This window comes from Enterococcus sp. 3G6_DIV0642 (assembly GCF_002140635.1).
Lineage (GTDB): Bacteria > Bacillota > Bacilli > Lactobacillales > Enterococcaceae > Enterococcus_D > Enterococcus_D casseliflavus.
Map to the genome: position 1 here is coordinate 630,471 of NZ_NGLH01000001.1, position 19,473 is coordinate 649,943.

Below are 19,473 nucleotides of genomic sequence, written 5' to 3' on the forward strand. Positions count from 1 at the left end.
AAAATAATTAGTTGGCATTTATTAGTTTATCAAAAATCGCTTCAAAGGTTTTGAACGTATCACTATCTAACTGACAAAGCCATAAAAGGTAGCTTTTTTCTTTGAATGTCCATTCGATTGAAGGGTAAGAGGCAATCAAGGCATGGTATTTCTCTCGTTGTTCACTGGTAGCTAATAACCACCGCTTCTCAAAAATCTTTTTCTCTTCCATTTTTTATCTATCCCCCATAAAGAAACGTTGCCTGAAACTTCACTAACGGGCAACGTAAATCTAATGATACGCAGATCTATATTTAGTATACCAAAGAAAAATGAATTTTTTTAGAAGATGTGTAAAATTACAACGGATTTCTTTTATTTTGCTTTTTTTCGGACATTTTTTATAGGAAAGAAGCATTTTGTTGAAGGCAACTGTTGATAAAAATGTTTCTGTCAATGCTAAGAATGAGTAGGAAGAAACCTTGTATCCTTCTTATTGAGTCAAGTGGTTACAGGTAATAACAAAAATGGACGATCCTTTTTAAATCATAAGGAATCGTCTTTTTTTATAACGCTTTTTTTTGCACAAACTTTCAAAATGCCTTATTTGAAAAGAAAATGAAAATCAATTTATTCACACAGGTTTGCAAATCTTGATTTATTGCTCGATGAGCAACCGTGTTAAATTTATCCACGTCAAAAGCAATAAACTTTCTTCAAAAAAAAATCATATTTTAGTTCTTATTTAGGTATTTAGTGAGTTTGTTTTGAATAGGTTGTTTCAATAAGGACTAAGACTGATATTTTTCGAGGGAGTAAGAAAGGGTGACTGGTAAAAACGTGAAATGAATCTTTAAAGTACAAGAGAAAGAATAGAGAAAAAGGAGTTACTTATGAATAACAAATTTAGTAAAAAAGTCACAGGTTTATTGTTGATCAGTCATTTAACATTATCCACTCTACCCATTACCGCGTTTGCTTCAGATGAGAGTGCTGTTTTACCGGAGGCGCAAATCGAAAGCACAAGCGAGTCATCTATGGGTCAAAGTGGTCTGCCAGTTCTAGATCCAGAAAGTAATACTGATACAACTAAAGAAGATGTCGCTGATCCGGATAAAGAGAATGCTGCAGAAACTACTCCAACAGTAGAAACCGCAGAACAAGAAGCACCTGTTGAATCAGAAGAAAATGACAGCACATCCAGTATTACTGAGGAAGAGACAACGGAGTCAATTCAAGCGAGAAACATTCAAGATGCCCATGTACGGACTACAGAAGAGTTCATATCTGCTTTACAGAATTCTTTGATTCGAAACATTTATTTAGAAAATGATATTAGTCTGACTAGAACATTTAACATTACTACTGATAAAAATATTTACGGAAATGGGTATACCCTTGATTTGAATTTTTTCACAGTTGGTTTAGCTGCTACAGGAATCGTAGCCAATATTGAAAATATCAACCTTATCAACCAACAAATTTACTCATTTTTTTGGTCAGAATTTCAAAATGTTACAGTAAATTATCGTGATGTAACATCGTCTGGTCGCCAATTTATTTATCTTGCACATGGTACAGCAAATTTATATGGGACAATTGATGCTACAGCGAGTCTGGAAGAGAATTTCCAAGGTGGAGATTTGATTATTAAAGAAGGCGCAAATGTCGATTTCAAAAATACGTCAGCTATTAACGCCATTATTTCAAAAACTGGAGTCACTGTAGAAGATGGGGCTGTTTTAAACGTAGAATCTAGAGGAATTGGCATGTATGTCACTCAAGTACCCGCTATCAATATCCGTGGTGAGGCGAACTTCGATTCTTCACAAAATATAGCTATTTATGCACCTGTAGCAAATGGTTATATGACTATTCACGAGCATGCCAAATTACGTGCGACTTCTAAAGTCACGAATCATGAAGCGATTATGCTGCTAAACGGCTCCTTGACAGTTAAAGATGGTGCTACTCTAGAAGCAAGCTCTGAAGGAACAGAATCAACGATTCAGACTGGAAATTTAATGAGTTTCGAAAAGGGGTCGAATTTCCTAGTGACAAATACGAGAGGACCAGCTTTGGGCGCATATGCGAAGCCAACTGATGTGGCTATTGAGTCATTGAATGGTTTGGACACTTGGGCTGTAGGGAATACGCAAACAGATAATCCAACAAACAGTTATTCTGGTCATTTGACAGCAGTCTTTTCGTTAAATACTTTTACTACAGGACAGGTAACGTCTAACTTAATTTCGAACAATCCTGACTTTCAAGCAAACTTCAGCTCGGGAAGAGTTGGAAGAATCGCTGGAGGAAGTTTTGTTAAAAGACAAGAAATTGCACAAACCACAGTCAATGAAGTAACCAATGAAGACGAAACTGTTACTGGTAAAGCAGAACCCAATGCTGCTATTGATATTTTTGTAAACAATGAAGTAATTGCTTCTGGAACGGTAGATTCTACTGGTAACTATGAGATAAAAATTCCTAAACAGACTACCGGCACTGTCATTCTTGTCAACGCATCAATTGACGGTTTAGAATCATCTGCTCAAACGACGGTTACTCGAGCATCTTTGACAGAGACAACAATATCTGAAATTACTACAACAACAACTCAAATTAATGGTACGGGTGAGCCAAATGCATCAATTGAAATAACAGTTGATGGCACAGTTATCGCCAATGGACGTATCGGTAGTGATGGAAAATACAGCTTGACCATTCCTTTGCAAAAAGAAGGCACTGTTGTTCAAGCACAGGCGACTTTAAACGGGTTGACATCTAATGCTGCGTCAACGGTAGTTACTGCGGTACCTACAATCACCGAAGGCACGATTACACCAGCAAGCTACAATGTTTCTTCGGGCGATCAGTTCCTGAGAGGGTCGTATACCGGTGATGTAGCTTCTGCCCGTGTGTATGTAAATGGATCATCCGTTCGTGGTGGGAATTTTGCTGAAGGTTCGTTTGAATTCTTTATCGGCAATCGCATCCAATCCGTAGATGATGTCGTAGAAATCGAAGCCTTGGATCAAACTGGCAAAGTACTTGATCGGACAATCGTTGAATTGACTAGAGATTTGGCTGGTACGATCACACCGGATCAATACCGAGTTGGCGAAACGATGATTACAGGGACCTTTACGGGTGATGTCAACTTTGCACGTTTAGTGATCAATGGCACGCCTTCTAATGCATGGGGTGGTACTTTCAATGCCGATGGCACCTTCTCGTTTTATGTAGCGAACCTTGGGATCAAAGCTGGCGACAAAGTTGAGATCCAAGCGTTGAATCGTCAAATCAATGGCAACACGGAAGCCATCGAAGTGCTAGAAACCAAAGAAGTAACAGTGATTGATCAACTTCAAGGGACGATCACACCAGATAAATACAATTACACTGATACCACGATTACGGGAACCTTTACGGGGGATATCAATTTTGCCAACTTGGTGATTGATGGACAATCGGTAGGTAACTGGGGTGGTACCTTCAACAAAGAGACGGGTCGCTTTGAATTCTTTGTTCACGCACAATTTAGAGACCAGATCAGAACAGCAGCGAAAGTTGAATTACAAACTTACCATCGTGAAACAGTCGATGGACAAACGATTGATCATAAGCTGGTGTTGCAGCCGGTAGAAATCGTCAGAGCAACAGGTACGATTCAACCAGCAGCCTTCAAAGTGACAGATAGTGAAATTACCGGAACCTTTACTGGTAATGTGAATTTCGCCAACTTGATCGTTGATGGGCGTTCAGTTTCATGGGGGGGTACCTTTAACACAACAGACCAAACCTTTACTTACTTTGTCAATCAAGATACACGTAATTTAATTCGCGATGCAAAAACAGTTGAATTGGTTGCTTATCATCGGGAGGTTGTTAATGGCCGTCCGGTGGACACCGAATTGGATCGCAGTGTAGTCACTATCGATAAAGAATTTACTGGAACGATTACACCAAACCCATACAAGCTGGGGGATCGAATCGTTACGGGGACCTATACAGGTGAGGACATCAACTTTGGTCGACTAGAAATTGATGGCATGATCCTCTGGGTGAGCGGTTTTGCAGATGGAACCTTTACCGCCTACAGAGACGATCACGGTGCCGATGGCAATGGCAAACATCCACCAGCCATTGTGCCAAATGGCTGTCGTGTCGACTTTCAAGATCCCTTCATCAATGATTTTTGCCAAAAAATACGGCAACAGGAGTGTGCCGAAGGATTGGACCAGCATCAAAAGAAATAAACTGAAAAAGAAGCGTCGTTCTTCTTTATAAAATAACTGTAATTGTTTCATGATTTCCCTCCAAAAATGTCGTTCTATGGTAGAATAAACTGTAACGTTACGTTACAGTCAAGCAAGGAGTGAAATTTTTTTGAAAAAACAATTGACCATCAGTGAGATGTCCGCTTATGCTGGCGTGAGTCGGCGCACATTGATTTATTACGATCAGATCGATTTGTTCAAACCGCAATCGATTGGTGAAAACGGCTATCGCTATTACGGCTTTGAACAATGCCTTGAGTTAGACGTGATTTTGATGTTGCGTTCTTTAGACATGCCCTTGCAAGACATTCGTCAATTTTTAAAAAACCGCAACCCGGAATACACGCAAAAGGAACTTGTGGAACGGCGAGGAGAAGTCCGTACCAAAATCGCTGCGCTACAAGAATTGGAACGAACCTTCGATCGCTACATCCAGCGCTATGAGAAAGTACAGAAAGCCGATTTTGAGACCTTTACGATAGCGCACCACGAAGCAGAGGCGTTTATCGTTTCTGAAGAGATCGCTGGCGATGATCCAGAATCTGCTTATCAAGTGTACGCCCGTTTTTATCCGCTAGTGGATTATAAAGATGCCTTCAGTGGCTATCCCATTGGCTTTTTAAGTGCCGGAACGACGTTGGAGGATCAGACTTTTCACGCATCGCCTTATCGGGCACTGATCTTGATTCCCCAAGATCGGCTGCATCTCTATCCTGAAAAGCTGATCATCACGCGTCCTACTGGCACGTATGTGTCTGGGTTTGTCAGTGAGGGAGAGGAACAAATTGCTGCTTTTACCCATCGCATCCAAGCCTTTCTAAAAGAGAATCATTTAAAGATCGATGGCGATGTTTGGGAATTGTTATGGCAAGATGAAGTCTTTACCGCCCAAAAAGAATTGAAGATATTTGAAGTGATGGTTCCAGTGAAGCCCGAGTAATGGACGAGGCACGCGTATCTGTAGGAACCGAAAATCAAGATACGCAATAGCAATGGTTGTTGCGGGCTTTTCAATGGAAGCAAAATAGAAGCAAAGGAGATGGACGAAGCCAGATCGTATCCCTACAAAGAGCCCTGTGAAGCGTTGAAATTCCCATTTTCCTTTTTTCTCGTTATACTTGAAAGAACAGATGAGAAAAAAGGGGAAATTTTAATGAAAAAAGAAACAGGATTACGCTCGTTTTATGCGTTGATTGGTGTCGCCATTTTAGGATTCGGGGCGGCATTGCTGCGGGTCGGCGGAGTAGGGCTAGACCCATACACAGCAGCCAATATCGGTGTCGGCGAGCTGCTAGGGTTATCTCTGGGGGTCTATCAATTGATGATCAATATCGCTGTCCTAGTATTGATTTTTATCTTTGGCCGTCGCCATATCGGCATTGGGACGGTTATCAATATGGTGCTGACAGGATTCTTCATCGACTTTTATACCAACGTTTTTGATTGGTTATCCGTCGGTCCAAATAACTGGTGGCAGCAAGGCTTGTTCTTGTTGATCGGGATCATCTTCTTTACCTTCGGTGCGTCGTTTTATATGTCAGCGAATTTGGGCAGCGCCCCCTATGACGCGATCGCCCCAACCATCGTCGATCAGACGAAAGCCAACTATCGAGTAGTTCGGGTGATTCAAGACGTTGCCTTTGCCTTGATTGGGCTCTTCACAGGCGGGCCTATTGGGATCGGAACCTTCATCAGTGCCTTTTTAGTGGGCCCACTGATCAAATTCTGGGACAACCGTGTCTCTCAGCCATTCATCGAAAGCAGTGTCAAAAAAGCGATTTTTAAATAAAAAAGGTCTGCAGCAAAGAGAAGTCGAAGCGATTTAGTCACCCACTTCACTCAGCTGCAGTTTTTTTGCCATTTGATCAAGGAATTCTTGCATAATTGCTTCTCAGTCGCTAGAATAAAAAAGCCGAGGAGGGGTAAGTATGCAATTACCAACACCATTTATTGAAAAATACCAACGGTTGCTAGGAGAAGAAGCACCAGCTTTTTTTACCGCTTTAACCGATAATCAGCCAGTCAAAGGCTTTCGCTTGAATGTTGCTAAGCCGCACGCACAAGCGATGCTGGCAAAATATGGACCAGATGCTGTACCCGCCCCCTATGCAGAAGCTGCTTATATTGGCGAAGTTAAGGGCCGCTCGCTGCTCCATCAAGCTGGCTACGTCTACAGCCAAGAACCTAGTGCGATGATCGTAGCAACGATCGCAGCCGCTCAACCAGGGGAGCGGGTCTTAGATTTATGTGCGGCACCAGGAGGCAAAACAACGCAGCTGGCAAGCCAATTACAAGGGGAAGGGCTGCTTGTAGCAAATGAGATTTTTCCCAAGCGTGCCAAAATCCTATCAGAAAATGTGGAGCGTTGGGGCTTTCCGAATGTAGTCGTCACCAATCAGGCTCCACAAGAATTGAGCCGCCATTTTCCTCAGTTTTTTGACAAGATCGTGGTGGACGCCCCATGTTCTGGTGAAGGGATGTTTCGTAAAGATCCCGTCGCCTTAGAAGAATGGCAAGCAGATACGCCTGATCAGTGTGCAATCAGGCAAAAAGACATTTTGGCACAAGCCGTTGCGATGCTAAAACCGGGGGGCCAACTGATCTATTCCACCTGTACCTTTGCCCCAGAAGAAAACGAAGCGATGATGGCTTGGTTAATGGAGGAGTACCCCTTCACGATCGAAGCGATCGACTTGGACAATGTATCTCATGGGCGCAGGGAGTGGGGAGCTGCACCTGGGATTGAGAAAACCATCCGCTTATGGCCGCATTTAAACCAAGGAGAAGGTCATTTCGCTGCGAAATTGACCTCCCAAGCAGAAGCAGCGCCAGTGAAAAAGAAGAAAAAAGGCAAAGGAGCGACAGCCAAGAGTCCATTGGATGCAGCGACTCAAAAGTTGTGGCAAGCCTTTCGCAAGGAGTTTCCTTTTTTACAGGCACTGAATGCGACGCCTCAGCTGCTAGGAGAAAACCTCTGGCTCGTTCCTGAAGAAATGCCTTCTTTAAAAGGGATCAAGTTTATGCGCCCAGGTTTGCACGTCGGCGTCGTTAAGAAGAATCGGATCGAGCCAAGTTATGCGTTGGCATTGGCGATCCATGCAGAAGAAGGGGCACCGACAGTGCCAATCACTTTGCCGCAATGGCAGCAGTATGTGGCAGGTGAAACCTTGAGCGTGCCAGGAAATGCTGGATGGGTGATTTTGACAGTCGATGAGGTCCCCGTCGGTTTTGGAAAACAAGTCCAAGGAACCGTGAAAAACTTCTTTCCTAAAGGATTAAGATTCAAAGCGATTTAAACGAAATAGTGTTTTTATTTCAGTCCTCGTGCTATGATGGAAGTAGCAAAATAAGGGAGCTGATCGATATGAAAACATCATCAAAAGTAACGATTGGATTAAGCATTGCAGCGATCGCTGGGATCACTACTGCCGTCGTTGTATCAGACAAAGTATTCAATAAAGTACGCTTCGCTTGCAACCGACACAAAGTAAAAAAATTTGTCGATGACAAATTCAACGGCAATGAAAAATTGCTGGATGTCGTAGACGGCTTGTCTGACAATGAATTGGATTCGTTGTTAGGTGTGATGAAAAAAGTCAATGAAGGCCGCAACAAAATCTCTGTTTACGGAGACAATATCAAAGATTCGACAGAACATGTCAAAGACAAGTTGACGAGCTTTGTTGATTCCGTCTTTTAAGCCAATCATTCCATTTGAAACTCGCAGGGACATCGGTCTTTGCGAGTTTTTCTCGTCTTTCTAAGCGTTTTTCGTTATACTAACAAGGAAATGCACGAAATGGTGCGAGGTAGAGGAGTGAAAGTGAAGTCGTGGAAAAAACAAGTACCTTGACTGCCGAGGAAAAAGCGTTCTTTATGGAAGAAGCAATCAAAGAAGCCCGAAAAGCAGAAGGGTTGGCAGAAGTACCGATCGGTGCTGTCGTCGTCTTGGATGGTAAAATCATTGGTCGTGGACACAATCTACGAGAAACGCAGCAGCAAGCCGCAGCGCATGCGGAGATGTTTGCGATCGAAGAAGCCTGTCGCACTGTCGGAAGTTGGCGCTTAGAACAAGCGCAGCTGTTTGTGACCTTGGAACCATGCCCGATGTGCAGTGGGGCGATGTTATTGGCACGGGTGGAAGAAGTGTATTTTGGTGCCTACGATCCCAAAGGCGGCACTGCTGGTACATTGATGAATTTATTGGAAGATGAGCGCTTCAACCATTGGTCCTATGTGGAAGGCGGCATTTTAGAAGAAGCATGCGGCCAGCTGCTAACAGATTTTTTCCGAGCATTACGAGAAAAGAAAAAACAAAAAAAGGCTGGCAATCTCTAACGAAATACGTTATACTAAGTTTTGCCGAAAGGCTAGGACAATGGAGGTCTTGTGAAGCGTGTCAGATCCGGAAGGAAGCAGCACTAAGCAGGATTCTCCATGTGTCTGATTGAAAAACTGCTTGTTTTGAAGAAAGCAGTAGTACTAATTGAATCGATGATCATTCAACCCTGAGACAGACTGTCTTAGGGTTTTTTATTGTCTGAAAGTCTTTGTGACACCAAGGGCTGTTCTAATTGTATTCTGCTTTAAATCTAGGAAATCGATAGCAGCTCTCAGAGGGTTAAGTTGTATTTTTGATACAAAGGCTTTATTCCTGTTTAGAACCTTACTCTGATAACTTTTCCGTTGGCGATTTTTGTACTCTCAAAGAATCAGTAGTTCTGACGAACTGAAACATGGAATACCTGCTCTCGATATTCGATAGAATCGTCGTTTCAAGAACTCTTTATTTTCGCTTCAACAAATTGCCGCCGCCGTGTTATCGGTTGCAATTCCCCCAAATAACCAGAAAAAATCACTTTCCTTTTTACAGTCAGAAAAGTGATTTTTTCTTTTGAACAACTGTCACTGTAACTGTTTCTTGTTTACAAAAAGTCACCATTCTTTTCCAAGCATTCCAATGGTTTCCCAGAGATTTTATGCTATGCTTATTTTGTAGAGACTTCCGTCGTCTTTCTACTGGCAACCCTTGATGCCAAGAGAAATGGATAGTGATTTCAGGCGACGTATTTGAAAAGAGGCGCACAATGGAAAAAATTACGATTATCCATACGAACGATCTGCATTCCCACCTAGAACATTGGCCGAAGATGCGGCGTTATTTGGATCAAAGAAAACGAGAAGCGGATACGACCGAAGAGACAGTGATCGCGGTCGACTTAGGCGACTTTGTCGATCGCTGGCATCCTTTGACAGAAGCAACTGACGGCAAGGCGAATGTCGATTTGATGAATCAAGGACATTACGATGCGGTGACGATTGGGAACAATGAAGGGGTCGGCAATCCCAAAGAGGTCTTGCAGCATTTATATGACCAAGCAGAATTTCCTGTCATTTTAGGCAATTTATTTGATAAACAGGATTTACGTCCGCCGAAGTGGGCACAAGAATACAAAATCATGGAAAGCAATCAAGGCGCCAAAATCGGCCTGATCGCATTTACAGCACCGTTTCCGCTGACATATGCCCCAAACGGCTGGGACATTCGCGAACCTTTGGAGATTTTGCCTTCATTGGTGCAGCATTTGCGCCCCGAGGTCGATCTGCTGGTCTTGATGAGCCATCTAGGCATCAATGCTGACCGTCAGATTGCGAGGGACTTTCCAGAACTAGATGTCATATTAGGTTCCCACACGCACCATTTGTTTGAAAAGGGCGAAGTCATCAATGGCGTTCAAATTGGGGCAGCTGGCAAGTTTGGTTTTAACATTGGCGAAGTCGAAGTGGTCTTAGATGATCACCACCGCCCAATCAAGCATCGCGCCCGTGTGATTCCGACGGATTCGTTGGTGGCTTTTCCGCAAGATGAGGAAGAGATCGCCGAATACCTATCGATCGGCCATCGCTTGCTGCGGGCAAATCAGGTGGCAGAAATTCCAGCAGCGTTTACGAGGGATTGGCAAAGTGAACATTCCTTGGTTCGGGAGGCGCTTTTGGCATTATGTGCCAAAGGACAGACGGATGCTGCCATCTTAAATACGGGGCTATTTTTAGATGATTTGCCGCAAGGACGGGTCGATCAAGATCAACTGCACACGATTTTACCCCATCCGATGCATTTGATTCGGGTGACACTGCAAGGCGCGGATGTCATTCGATTGGTCTTAGAAATGGAAAAAAATCGCAACTTTTTGCGCAATTTCCCAATTATGGGGATGGGTTTTCGAGGGAAGATTTTTGGCGAACTGGTTTATGAAGGCATCCGCTTTGATGAAAAAAACCACCAAGTATTGTGGAAACAAGAGCCCGTCGATCCTGCTCAAAGCTACACGTTGACCCTTGTGGATCACTACTTGTTTATTCCGTTTTTCCCGACGATCGAGATTGCTGGAACCGTTGAGTTTCTTTTTCCAGACTTTATTCGCACAGTGGTCGGTGATTACCTGAGTCAGAAATACCCCATTCACTAGTTCGTCACTCCTTCAGCTGGTTTTTGCGAGAAAACCGCGACTATCATTGGGGAATAAAACAAGGTATAATAAACAGCAGGTGGTGAAAAAATGACCGAAAAACAAACGATCACAGATGAAATGACATCTGTACTAGAAGAAATTATTGAAGAACCAGCGAAACAACCGCAAAAAGGCGAGTTGGTGACTTTGTTAAATGATGAAGAATTAATGATTGGCAATCGACAATACAAATTGGTCATGGATTATCGTGAAGGCTTCAATCCAGAAAAACTTGGCGAGCGTTACAGTGAAGTGTTGGCACGTTATGATTATATCGTAGGCGATTGGGGTTATGAGCAGCTGCGTTTGAAAGGCTTTTTTGAAAAGGATAACCGCAAAGCATTACCCGATCAGCGTATCGACATGCTGGAAGACTATTTGTATGAGTATTGCAACTTCGGTTGTGCCTATTTCGTGATCCAACGAGTTGGCGGCAAGAAAGAAAAAAGTACCTCCCGCCGACGCAAGAAAAAGCCAACCCAAAACAATCAAAATCAAAACGCACAACAAAACGCCCATATAGAAGAAAAGCGTGACACCGTACCGCAGAAAAAAAGCAAACCAACGATCAAAAATCGTAAACCAAAAGAAAAGAACGTCAAAAAAACCGAAACAACCACGGTGAAAAAAGGCAAAAAAGAGTTTACGATTCGACAAAGGGAAGAATAAGATGAAATATAAAGGCTATTTGATTGATTTAGACGGCACGATTTATTTAGGAAAAGCGCCGATCCCTGCTGGGAAACGCTTCGTAGAATCCTTACAAGAAAAAGGACTGCCCTATTTATTTGTGACCAATAATACGACCCGCAGTCCCGAAGTCGTGGCGCAGCGATTAGCGGATGAATTTTCGATCCATGTGGCACCAGAAACGATCTATACCGCAAGCTTGGCGACGATCGATTTTATGAAAGATCATGGCAAAGGCCGCAAAGTATTTGTGATCGGCGAAGCGGGGTTGATCGATTTGATCTTAGCTGCTGGGTTTGAGTGGGAGGAAACCAACCCAGATTATGTCGTGGTTGGCTTAGACAACCACGTGACGTATGAAAAATTTGTTTTAGCAACGTTAGCGATCCAAAAAGGAGCAACCTTTATCGGGACCAATCCCGACAAAAATATCCCGACGGAAAGAGGTTTATTACCTGGTGCAGGTTCACTGATCGCAATGGTGGAGACTGCCACCCAAACGCAACCGATCTTTATTGGCAAACCAGAAGCCATCATTATGGAAAAAGCGGTGGCACACATCGGCTTATCAAAAGAAGAGGTCTTGATGGTGGGGGACAATTACGAAACCGATATTCGCTCGGGGATCCAAAACGGGATCGATTCTTTGCTCGTATTATCTGGCTTTACCCCGAAAGCGGCAGTTCCGACATTACCAGTAGCACCAACCTATGTGGTTGATTCTTTAGATGAGTGGGATTTTGAACAATGAAAAAACAAGTGTGGCTTGAACGCTTAGGATTTGTCTGCTTGTTTTTGTTTTTGGTCAGTCTGGCGATCACCCTAACGATCAATTTTCGACCGTTATATTGGTTTGATGTCGATCACTTGAATCTGCTGGATTATACCTCGCTATCAAGAGAAGAGTTGTTGAAGAACTATGGCTTATTGTTAGATTTTCTAAACAATCCCTTTGCAAGTACGCTCGCCTTGCCAGATTTTCCAATGTCTGAAGCTGGCGCTGGGCATTTTTACGATGTTAAGCAGTTGTTTCTATTAAATTATGCCGTGATGATCGTCACTTTGCTGCCCAGTATCTGGTTCGTCAATCGGTTACGGCAAAAACAACAGCAATGGCGCTTGATTCGTCCCTTTCAATGGGGAATGATTTTGCCGCTGATTTTCGGGTTTTTGATGGCTGTCGGCTTTGACCGCTTTTTCGTTACGTTCCATGAGATTTTCTTCAGTAACGACGATTGGCTGTTTAATCCAGCCACCGATCCGATCATCAACGTGCTGCCAGAAACGTTTTTCATGCATTGCTTTATTCTCTTTTTCGTCTTGATTGAAGTCTTCTTTTTTGCCTTCTATTGGTGGGGCAAACGAGGCTTGAAAAAAAACAGCGCAATGAAAAAAAGACCAACGATCCCCTTCCTTTGAGGGAGGCGAATCGTCGGTCTTTTTTTATTGCGTAATGTAATGAGATTTACTTGGGTGTTGATGGGCTAAGCGACTTGCGGCAGAAGCTGCGATGGCACCTACGATATCATCTAAAAAGGTGTGAACGCGGGGACCGTCGTGCTTGTTCAGTTCTTTCAGAATACCCGGTTTGACTTTATCAATGTATCCGTAGTTAGTAAAGCCGATCGAGCCGTACACGTTGACGATGGATAGAGCGAGGATCTCATCGATCCCATAAAGCCCTTCGTCTTCTTTAACGATTTCTTGCAGTGGATGCAGCAGTTGATTTTCTTCTGCCAAAATATCCAATTGGACCCCCGTTAAAATCGTGTTGTGGACTTCCCGCTTGCTTAAGACAGCGTTGACGCTTTCGATACACATCTCCAAGGTGATGCCTTCAATGTAGTCTTTTTGCAAGAACATCACCAGTTCACCGATGTCTTGCAACGAGACACCGCGGTCGGCCAACAATTCTCTTGCTTTGTCTTCAAGTGTTTTGCTTTCTAATACCATATAGTTCCCCTCCATGTAAAAATAGTTTATTCAAAAGTCAACATGCGACTGATGGATTGCGATCATAAGTAGTGCCCTATTCCAGTTGCAGGCCATGCCGTTTGGGTTTTAATCCCTTCTGACATCCACTGAAGCACAGGTGTTGGCTAGTTCTGCTTTGGCTGCCACTGCCCAAGGATGGGGGACCACCAAGTCACCAGCAAAAAGCCAGTCCATATAATACCCAACGGCGGCTTCCAAGGAATCATCGAGGCGGTCTAATAAGCCGGTTAAGAAAGGCGCTTGATCTTTGCGATCCCATTTGATTTTGTCGGCTAAAAAAACGATCAGATCGAGACGATTATATTGGGCCTTTAAGGTGGTATGACAGCTGATGGCGGACAGAATGTCTGGATCAGACACCTGAAAAACCGTTTTTGCCAACAAAGCGGATTGCTGCTGATGCAGCAAAAAAGGTGCTTGCCGCTCCGCATCTAAGATCGGTTCGCCTACTGCTATCTGCAAGGCGATTCGCTGGTCATTAGGGATGACGACGCTGACATCGTGCAGCAGTCCTGCCAAGTAAGCTTTCTCCGCATTGACTTGAAACCGTTCTGCCAATCGTTTGGCTTCTTGGGCAACGGCTAGATTGTGGACCGCCGTTTCGGCATGATCGAAGGCTTCCAGATACTGAACCATTTGCTCAGTGAGGGTCTTGCCCTGTAAAGGGAGAGTATAGGCGGCAAGTTGACGTTGACCAGCTTGTTTCATCTCAGCTACTCCTTAAAAAGACTCGTACTGTGGGCAGGTTGTGTCCGCGTTTTGGGATCGATGTAGTGGAGCGCATTGTTCACCGCAGTTGGGGCTTCCCCGAAACCAGTAGCGATCAGGTCGACTTTTCCATCGTATAAAACGACATCCCCACAGCCATAGATCCCAGGAACAGACGTGCTCATATCTGAAGAGACGAAGACTCCTTGGCGACTGCTTTTCATGCCCCAATCCTTGATGTTCAATGTGGAAGAAAAACCGTAATTGACGATCAAAGCATCCAATGAAAGGCTGACCGTTTCATCACCCTTGACTTGCTGCAACGAGACACCAGTCAAACGTTGCTCTCCTTGGATTTCTTGGATCACATAAGGAGTCAAAATGTTGACGGCAGAAGCCTGTAATTTACTGACGCTATGTTCATGGGCACGAAATTCAGGACGGCGATGGATCAAGTAGACTTCACTAGCGATCGGCTCCAGCATTAATGCCCAATCGATGGCAGAATCGCCGCCACCGGCGATCGCTACTTTGCGTCCAGCATACTTCATTAAATCGGTGACAAAATAGTCTAAGCCGTATCCTTCAAAACGCTCGCTTTCTGGCAAAGTCAGTTTGCGCGGCTGGAAGGAGCCGTTTCCTAAAGCCAAAATCACGGCTTTCGAGTAATGGATTCCTTTGTCGGTGGTGACTTCGATATAGTCTTCTTGTTTTTCGACCGACAAGACGGTTTCTTCTAAACAATATTGGTGATTGAAGGTCGTCAACTGTTTTTCCAGGTTTTGGACAAGATCGCCCGCTTTGATTTTCGGATAACCTGGGATATCGTAGATGTATTTTTCTGGGTATAAAGTAGCAAGCTGACCGCCTAATTGCGGCAAGCTGTCGATGATCTTGGTTTTGGCGTTACGCATACCGGCATAGAAAGCAGAAAACATCCCGCTAGGTCCCGCGCCGATAATCGTTATATCAAAAATATCCATGTTATTCCTCTTTTCTAACCACGTTGGGGTGAAGCGTGTTCGTAGTGTACGAATAGCTTCATTATAGCAAAAATTATCCAAACTAGCATTTTTTCAATTTTCTGCTATCATGGATTTATGAGAGAGAAGGAGGAGTTAATGTGTCTGAATTTCCACAGTTAGCATTAGAAAAACAAACTGGCCATAAAGCAGTCATCAAAACCAATCGTGGGGATGTAGTTGTACAATTGTTCCCAGAATTGGCACCAAAAACAGTGAAGAACTTCGTTGAATTAGCGAAAAAAGGGTATTACGATGGGATCATCTTCCACCGTGTCATTCCTGATTTTATGATTCAAGGCGGCGATCCAACTGGTACAGGGATGGGCGGCGAAAGCATCTATGGTGGCAGCTTTGAAGATGAATTTTCAAAAGAATTGTTCAATCTTCGTGGCGCTTTATCCATGGCAAACGCTGGTCCAAATACTAACGGCAGCCAGTTTTTCATCGTAAACAATCAAAATGTTCCTAGCAACATGTTAGGTCAATTAGAAGGTGCTGGTTATCCAGCTGAAATCATCGAAGCGTATCAAGCGGGTGGTACTCCTTGGTTAGATTTCCGTCACACAGTCTTCGGTCATGTGATCGAAGGAATGTCAGTCGTTGATGAAATCGCTGGCGTGCAACGAGGACCACAAGATCGTCCAGTGCATGATGTAGTGATCGAAACGATCGAAATCAGCGAATAAAACAAAAGAACCCAAAAGCAGTTTCAACGGTCACCCTCAAGGAGATCGTTGAAATGGCAGCTTTAGGGTTCTTTTTTTCATAAGAAAGAGTTAACCGATCGGTTGGTCTTTAAACGCGGCGGCGATTTGATTGAGTGCTTTTTCTAATAGCTCTTTAGGACAGGCAAAGTTCAACCGCATATGGTGACTGCCGCGAGGACCAAAGATACTTCCTTGGTTCAATACGACATTGGCTTCTTTGATCAGTTTGCGCTGCAGCTGATTGTCCGTTAGGCCATAGGCAGAAAAATCTAGCCAGATCAAGTAAGTACCTTCGGGTTTTTGAAAGGTCACTGCTGGGAGTTGTTCAGTCAAAAAGTCGCAGACAAAGGTGCGATTTGCTTCTAAATAGGACAAAAGTTCTTCTAACCATGCTTCAGATTCACGATACGCTGCTTCAGTAGCGACCAAACCAAACGTATTGATTTCCCCTTGAACGTTGCGTTCTTGTGTTTTTGCAAATTGGCTGCGCAAGGTTTGGTCTTTGATGAATACCATCGAATTTTTGATCCCAGCTAAATTAAAGGTCTTGGTTGCTGAGGTCAAGATGATCGAAAAATCGGCAAAGCTTGGCTCGACTGTTTGGAAAGAAACAAAGTGATTTGGCGCAAAAACGATGTCTTGATGGATCTCATCACTGACAACGACCACCTGGTGCTTTTGACAAATACGGCCGATCGTCAGCAGTTCTTCTTTTGACCACACGCGACCGCCAGGATTATGAGGATTACATAGAAGAAACAATTTTACCTTCTTGTCGATGATGGTTTGTTCCATCGCCTCAAAATCGATGACAAAGTGGCCCTCTTTTTCTAGTAACGGTTCTTGAATTAAGGTCCGCTGATTGTTTTTGACAACATGGGCAAAGGGATGGTAGACCGGATCGTGGATCAATACGGCATCTCCTTCTTGCGTATAACTTTGGATCGCCAGTGCAATACTAGGGACGACACCGCTGTTAAAAAGGATCGCTTCCTTATTGATGGTATAACCATGACGTCTTTGCTGCCAATCGATGATGGATTCAAGCAGCGAATCAGGGATGGTGGAATACCCATAGATCCCTTGGGCAACTGCTTTTTCTAAAGCTTTTTTCACAGGTTCTGGTGCCAGAAAATCCATGTCGGCTACCCAAAGCGGCAACAAGTTTTCTTCCTTATAGGTTTTTGCAATGGTATCCCATTTGACGCTATTGGTATTTAAGCGCGGATGAACTTTGTCAAAATTGATCATGCGTTTCCCTCCTATATTGTGCAACGTTGTTTCTGATGCTTCAAATCTACCACTAGTTCAAGTATAATGAAAGTGGAAAAGAGAGGAAAGACTATGAATTATCAAATCGGGAACATTATAGAAGGAACAGTCACTGGGATTCAACCCTATGGTGCATTTGTTTCGTTAGATAAGGAAACACAGGGATTGATCCATGTTTCAGAGATCCAATCTGGGTTTACCAAAAATATCCATGAAGTCTTACAGATCGGGCAAAAGATCCGTGTACAAATCATTGATATTGACGAATACAGCCAAAAGATCAGTTTGTCCCGCCGTACATTGGAAACGAGTTTTGTTCAGCCACCCTTTAAGCGTAAACGCTACTTTACAAATAAGAATAAGCGGATCGGTTTTCGTACGATTGGAGAAGCTTTACCAGTGTGGGTGAAAGAGGCCAAAGAAATGTTAGAAAAAGAAAACAGCAGCAGATAATCGTGCATATTTTCTGAAAATGTGCTAAAATTAGTTTACAAACAGATGAATAACTGAGGTGGGTATTTTGGGATCCAAAAAAGTAGCGGGTACAGTTATGATGCACTTAGCAAATGGTTCGAAACGATTTTTGATGCAAATACACGAAGGCACTGCGGAATTAGCGTCAACGGATTTTTCTGAAGATAAAACCGGCTTGGCTACGATCTTACAATTGTTTAAAGACCGTATCCACCTTGATGTGACAGCGATCGAACTCGTTGAGCTCACAAATGGCAATATTGATACGCAAAACATTCCTTTATTTGTTTTTGAAACACAAGAAGCAGGACAAACGCAACAGCTGCCAGAAGGGTATGCGTGGGAAGAGCCCAATATCTTTCGTAAGATCATTGAAGACTACGAGATTGAAGGCGTTCCGTTCTTTTAGCACCTGAATATTAGCGAAAAGACTGAAGACCGTTACGACGGTCTTTTTTTTATTGAAAACTTTTTGTAAATAAAATGAAATATTTCCTTGACCTGAGTCAAGAAGAATGGTAAATTAGTCAACGTTGGCAATTGAGCCAGCGGGTCAAAACAACAGTTGAAAAAACTTCAAAAAAAGACTTGACCAAAAATGCAACAGATGATATTATAACGAAGTCGCAATAATAAAACAGTTAATCAATGTTGATAGATCAACAAAATTAATTAAAAAAAGTTGTTGACAAATAACAAATCATTTGTTATTCTAATTAAGTCGCTGAAACAGCCGCTACGAAGTTGAAAAACAACGAGCGAAAAAAACTTTTAAAAAAGAGTTGACAATCAAATGTCGCTCTGATATGATATAAAAGTTGCTAACACAGCACGGTAGACCTTTGAAAACTGAACAAAGCAAGCAAACGAACCAATGTGTAGGACGTTTCAATTTATTGAAACAAATACATGCAAGCAATAGCTAGCAAAGTTAATTTTTATGAGCTTAATGACCGTATGGTCATTCAAACAAATCATTATGAGAGTTTGATCCTGGCTCAGGACGAACGCTGGCGGCGTGCCTAATACATGCAAGTCGAACGCTTTTTCTTTCACCGGAGCTTGCTCCACCGAAAGAAAAAGAGTGGCGAACGGGTGAGTAACACGTGGGTAACCTGCCCATCAGAAGGGGATAACACTTGGAAACAGGTGCTAATACCGTATAACACTATTTTCCGCATGGAAGAAAGTTGAAAGGCGCTTTTGCGTCACTGATGGATGGACCCGCGGTGCATTAGCTAGTTGGTGAGGTAACGGCTCACCAAGGCAACGATGCATAGCCGACCTGAGAGGGTGATCGGCCACACTGGGACTGAGACACGGCCCAGACTCCTACGGGAGGCAGCAGTAGGGAATCTTCGGCAATGGACGAAAGTCTGACCGAGCAACGCCGCGTGAGTGAAGAAGGTTTTCGGATCGTAAAACTCTGTTGTTAGAGAAGAACAAGGATGAGAGTAAAATGTTCATCCCTTGACGGTATCTAACCAGAAAGCCACGGCTAACTACGTGCCAGCAGCCGCGGTAATACGTAGGTGGCAAGCGTTGTCCGGATTTATTGGGCGTAAAGCGAGCGCAGGCGGTTTCTTAAGTCTGATGTGAAAGCCCCCGGCTCAACCGGGGAGGGTCATTGGAAACTGGGAGACTTGAGTGCAGAAGAGGAGAGTGGAATTCCATGTGTAGCGGTGAAATGCGTAGATATATGGAGGAACACCAGTGGCGAAGGCGGCTCTCTGGTCTGTAACTGACGCTGAGGCTCGAAAGCGTGGGGAGCGAACAGGATTAGATACCCTGGTAGTCCACGCCGTAAACGATGAGTGCTAAGTGTTGGAGG

Annotated in this window: 18 protein-coding genes, 1 other RNA gene and 1 other annotated feature; of the genes, 14 read left to right on the forward strand and 5 right to left on the reverse strand. The window is 43.5% G+C overall.

From position 1 onward, the window contains the following. Positions 1-7: 7 nt before the first annotated feature. A complete protein-coding gene (locus A5878_RS03045) occupies positions 8-211 on the reverse strand; it encodes a hypothetical protein (RefSeq protein ID WP_016609736.1) in 204 nt (67 codons plus the stop codon). Between the two features lie 661 nt (positions 212-872). On the opposite strand from A5878_RS03045, the gene A5878_RS03050 reads away from it, so the two are divergent. From A5878_RS03050 to A5878_RS03105, 11 genes are all read left to right on the forward strand, one after another. After that, the gene (locus tag A5878_RS03050) at positions 873-4,238 is read left to right on the forward strand and encodes an immunoglobulin-like domain-containing protein (protein WP_256925759.1); all 3,366 of its coding nucleotides are present in this window, start codon (positions 873-875) and stop codon (positions 4,236-4,238) included. A 157-nt stretch (positions 4,239-4,395) separates the two neighbouring features. Continuing rightward, entirely contained in the window at positions 4,396-5,199 is an 804-nt protein-coding gene (locus tag A5878_RS03060; RefSeq protein WP_086295799.1) for a MerR family transcriptional regulator, read from the forward strand. Between the two features lie 99 nt (positions 5,200-5,298). Further along, positions 5,299-6,048: a YitT family protein gene (locus A5878_RS03065; RefSeq protein WP_086294570.1), complete on the forward strand. Its 750-nt coding sequence runs from the start codon at positions 5,299-5,301 to the stop codon at positions 6,046-6,048. Positions 6,049-6,187: 139 nt separating this feature from the next. After that, on the forward strand, positions 6,188-7,555 hold the full coding sequence (locus A5878_RS03070; protein ID WP_086294571.1) for an RsmB/NOP family class I SAM-dependent RNA methyltransferase: 1,368 nt from the start codon (positions 6,188-6,190) through the stop codon (positions 7,553-7,555). Positions 7,556-7,623: 68 nt separating this feature from the next. Beyond that, complete coding sequence (locus tag A5878_RS03075; RefSeq protein WP_005227636.1) at positions 7,624-7,959, forward strand: hypothetical protein; 336 nt, start codon at positions 7,624-7,626, stop codon at positions 7,957-7,959. A gap of 131 nt (positions 7,960-8,090) precedes the next feature. Then, entirely contained in the window at positions 8,091-8,597 is a 507-nt protein-coding gene (tadA, locus tag A5878_RS03080) for a tRNA adenosine(34) deaminase TadA (RefSeq protein ID WP_015509027.1), read from the forward strand. 30 nt (positions 8,598-8,627) lie between these two features. Further along, positions 8,628-8,712, forward strand: an RNA gene (gene ffs, locus A5878_RS03085) — signal recognition particle sRNA small type. Positions 8,713-9,346: 634 nt separating this feature from the next. Next, on the forward strand, positions 9,347-10,729 hold the full coding sequence (locus tag A5878_RS03090; protein WP_086294572.1) for a bifunctional UDP-sugar hydrolase/5'-nucleotidase: 1,383 nt from the start codon (positions 9,347-9,349) through the stop codon (positions 10,727-10,729). Positions 10,730-10,819: 90 nt separating this feature from the next. Further along, positions 10,820-11,440, forward strand: a complete 621-nt coding sequence (locus A5878_RS03095; protein WP_005227649.1) for a YutD family protein — start codon at positions 10,820-10,822, stop codon at positions 11,438-11,440. Between the two features lies 1 nt (position 11,441). Further along, positions 11,442-12,212 (forward strand): TIGR01457 family HAD-type hydrolase, encoded by a 771-nt coding sequence (locus A5878_RS03100; protein WP_010748835.1) that lies wholly within the window; start codon positions 11,442-11,444, stop codon positions 12,210-12,212. Further along, positions 12,209-12,880: a TIGR01906 family membrane protein gene (locus tag A5878_RS03105; protein ID WP_086294573.1), complete on the forward strand. Its 672-nt coding sequence runs from the start codon at positions 12,209-12,211 to the stop codon at positions 12,878-12,880. The genes A5878_RS03100 and A5878_RS03105 overlap by 4 nt, the downstream gene beginning before the upstream one ends. A 24-nt stretch (positions 12,881-12,904) precedes the next feature. On the opposite strand, the gene A5878_RS03110 is transcribed toward A5878_RS03105, so the two are convergent. From A5878_RS03110 to A5878_RS03120, 3 genes are all read right to left on the reverse strand, one after another. Next, positions 12,905-13,414 carry a phosphatidylglycerophosphatase A gene (locus tag A5878_RS03110; protein WP_005227653.1) on the reverse strand — a complete coding sequence of 170 codons (510 nt, stop codon included), beginning with the start codon at positions 13,412-13,414 and terminating at the stop codon, positions 12,905-12,907. A gap of 108 nt (positions 13,415-13,522) precedes the next feature. After that, complete coding sequence (gene yqeK, locus A5878_RS03115) at positions 13,523-14,164, reverse strand: bis(5'-nucleosyl)-tetraphosphatase (symmetrical) YqeK (RefSeq protein WP_086294574.1); 642 nt, start codon at positions 14,162-14,164, stop codon at positions 13,523-13,525. Positions 14,165-14,169: 5 nt separating this feature from the next. After that, positions 14,170-15,147: an NAD(P)/FAD-dependent oxidoreductase gene (locus A5878_RS03120; RefSeq protein ID WP_010748839.1), complete on the reverse strand. Its 978-nt coding sequence runs from the start codon at positions 15,145-15,147 to the stop codon at positions 14,170-14,172. A 140-nt stretch (positions 15,148-15,287) separates the two neighbouring features. On the opposite strand from A5878_RS03120, the gene A5878_RS03125 reads away from it, so the two are divergent. Continuing rightward, positions 15,288-15,875: a peptidylprolyl isomerase gene (locus A5878_RS03125; RefSeq protein WP_005227659.1), complete on the forward strand. Its 588-nt coding sequence runs from the start codon at positions 15,288-15,290 to the stop codon at positions 15,873-15,875. Positions 15,876-15,965: 90 nt separating this feature from the next. Here A5878_RS03125 and A5878_RS03130 read toward each other — a convergent pair whose 3' ends face one another. After that, positions 15,966-17,147 carry a MalY/PatB family protein gene (locus A5878_RS03130; RefSeq protein WP_086294575.1) on the reverse strand — a complete coding sequence of 394 codons (1,182 nt, stop codon included), beginning with the start codon at positions 17,145-17,147 and terminating at the stop codon, positions 15,966-15,968. A gap of 93 nt (positions 17,148-17,240) precedes the next feature. Here A5878_RS03130 and A5878_RS03135 point away from each other — a divergent pair, with 93 nt between their 5' ends. Continuing rightward, positions 17,241-17,621: a CvfD/Ygs/GSP13 family RNA-binding post-transcriptional regulator gene (locus tag A5878_RS03135; protein WP_005227662.1), complete on the forward strand. Its 381-nt coding sequence runs from the start codon at positions 17,241-17,243 to the stop codon at positions 17,619-17,621. Between the two features lie 67 nt (positions 17,622-17,688). Continuing rightward, entirely contained in the window at positions 17,689-18,051 is a 363-nt protein-coding gene (locus A5878_RS03140) for a hypothetical protein (RefSeq protein WP_005227664.1), read from the forward strand. A gap of 566 nt (positions 18,052-18,617) precedes the next feature. Then, positions 18,618-19,473: a sequence feature (16S ribosomal RNA rRNA prediction is too short), on the forward strand.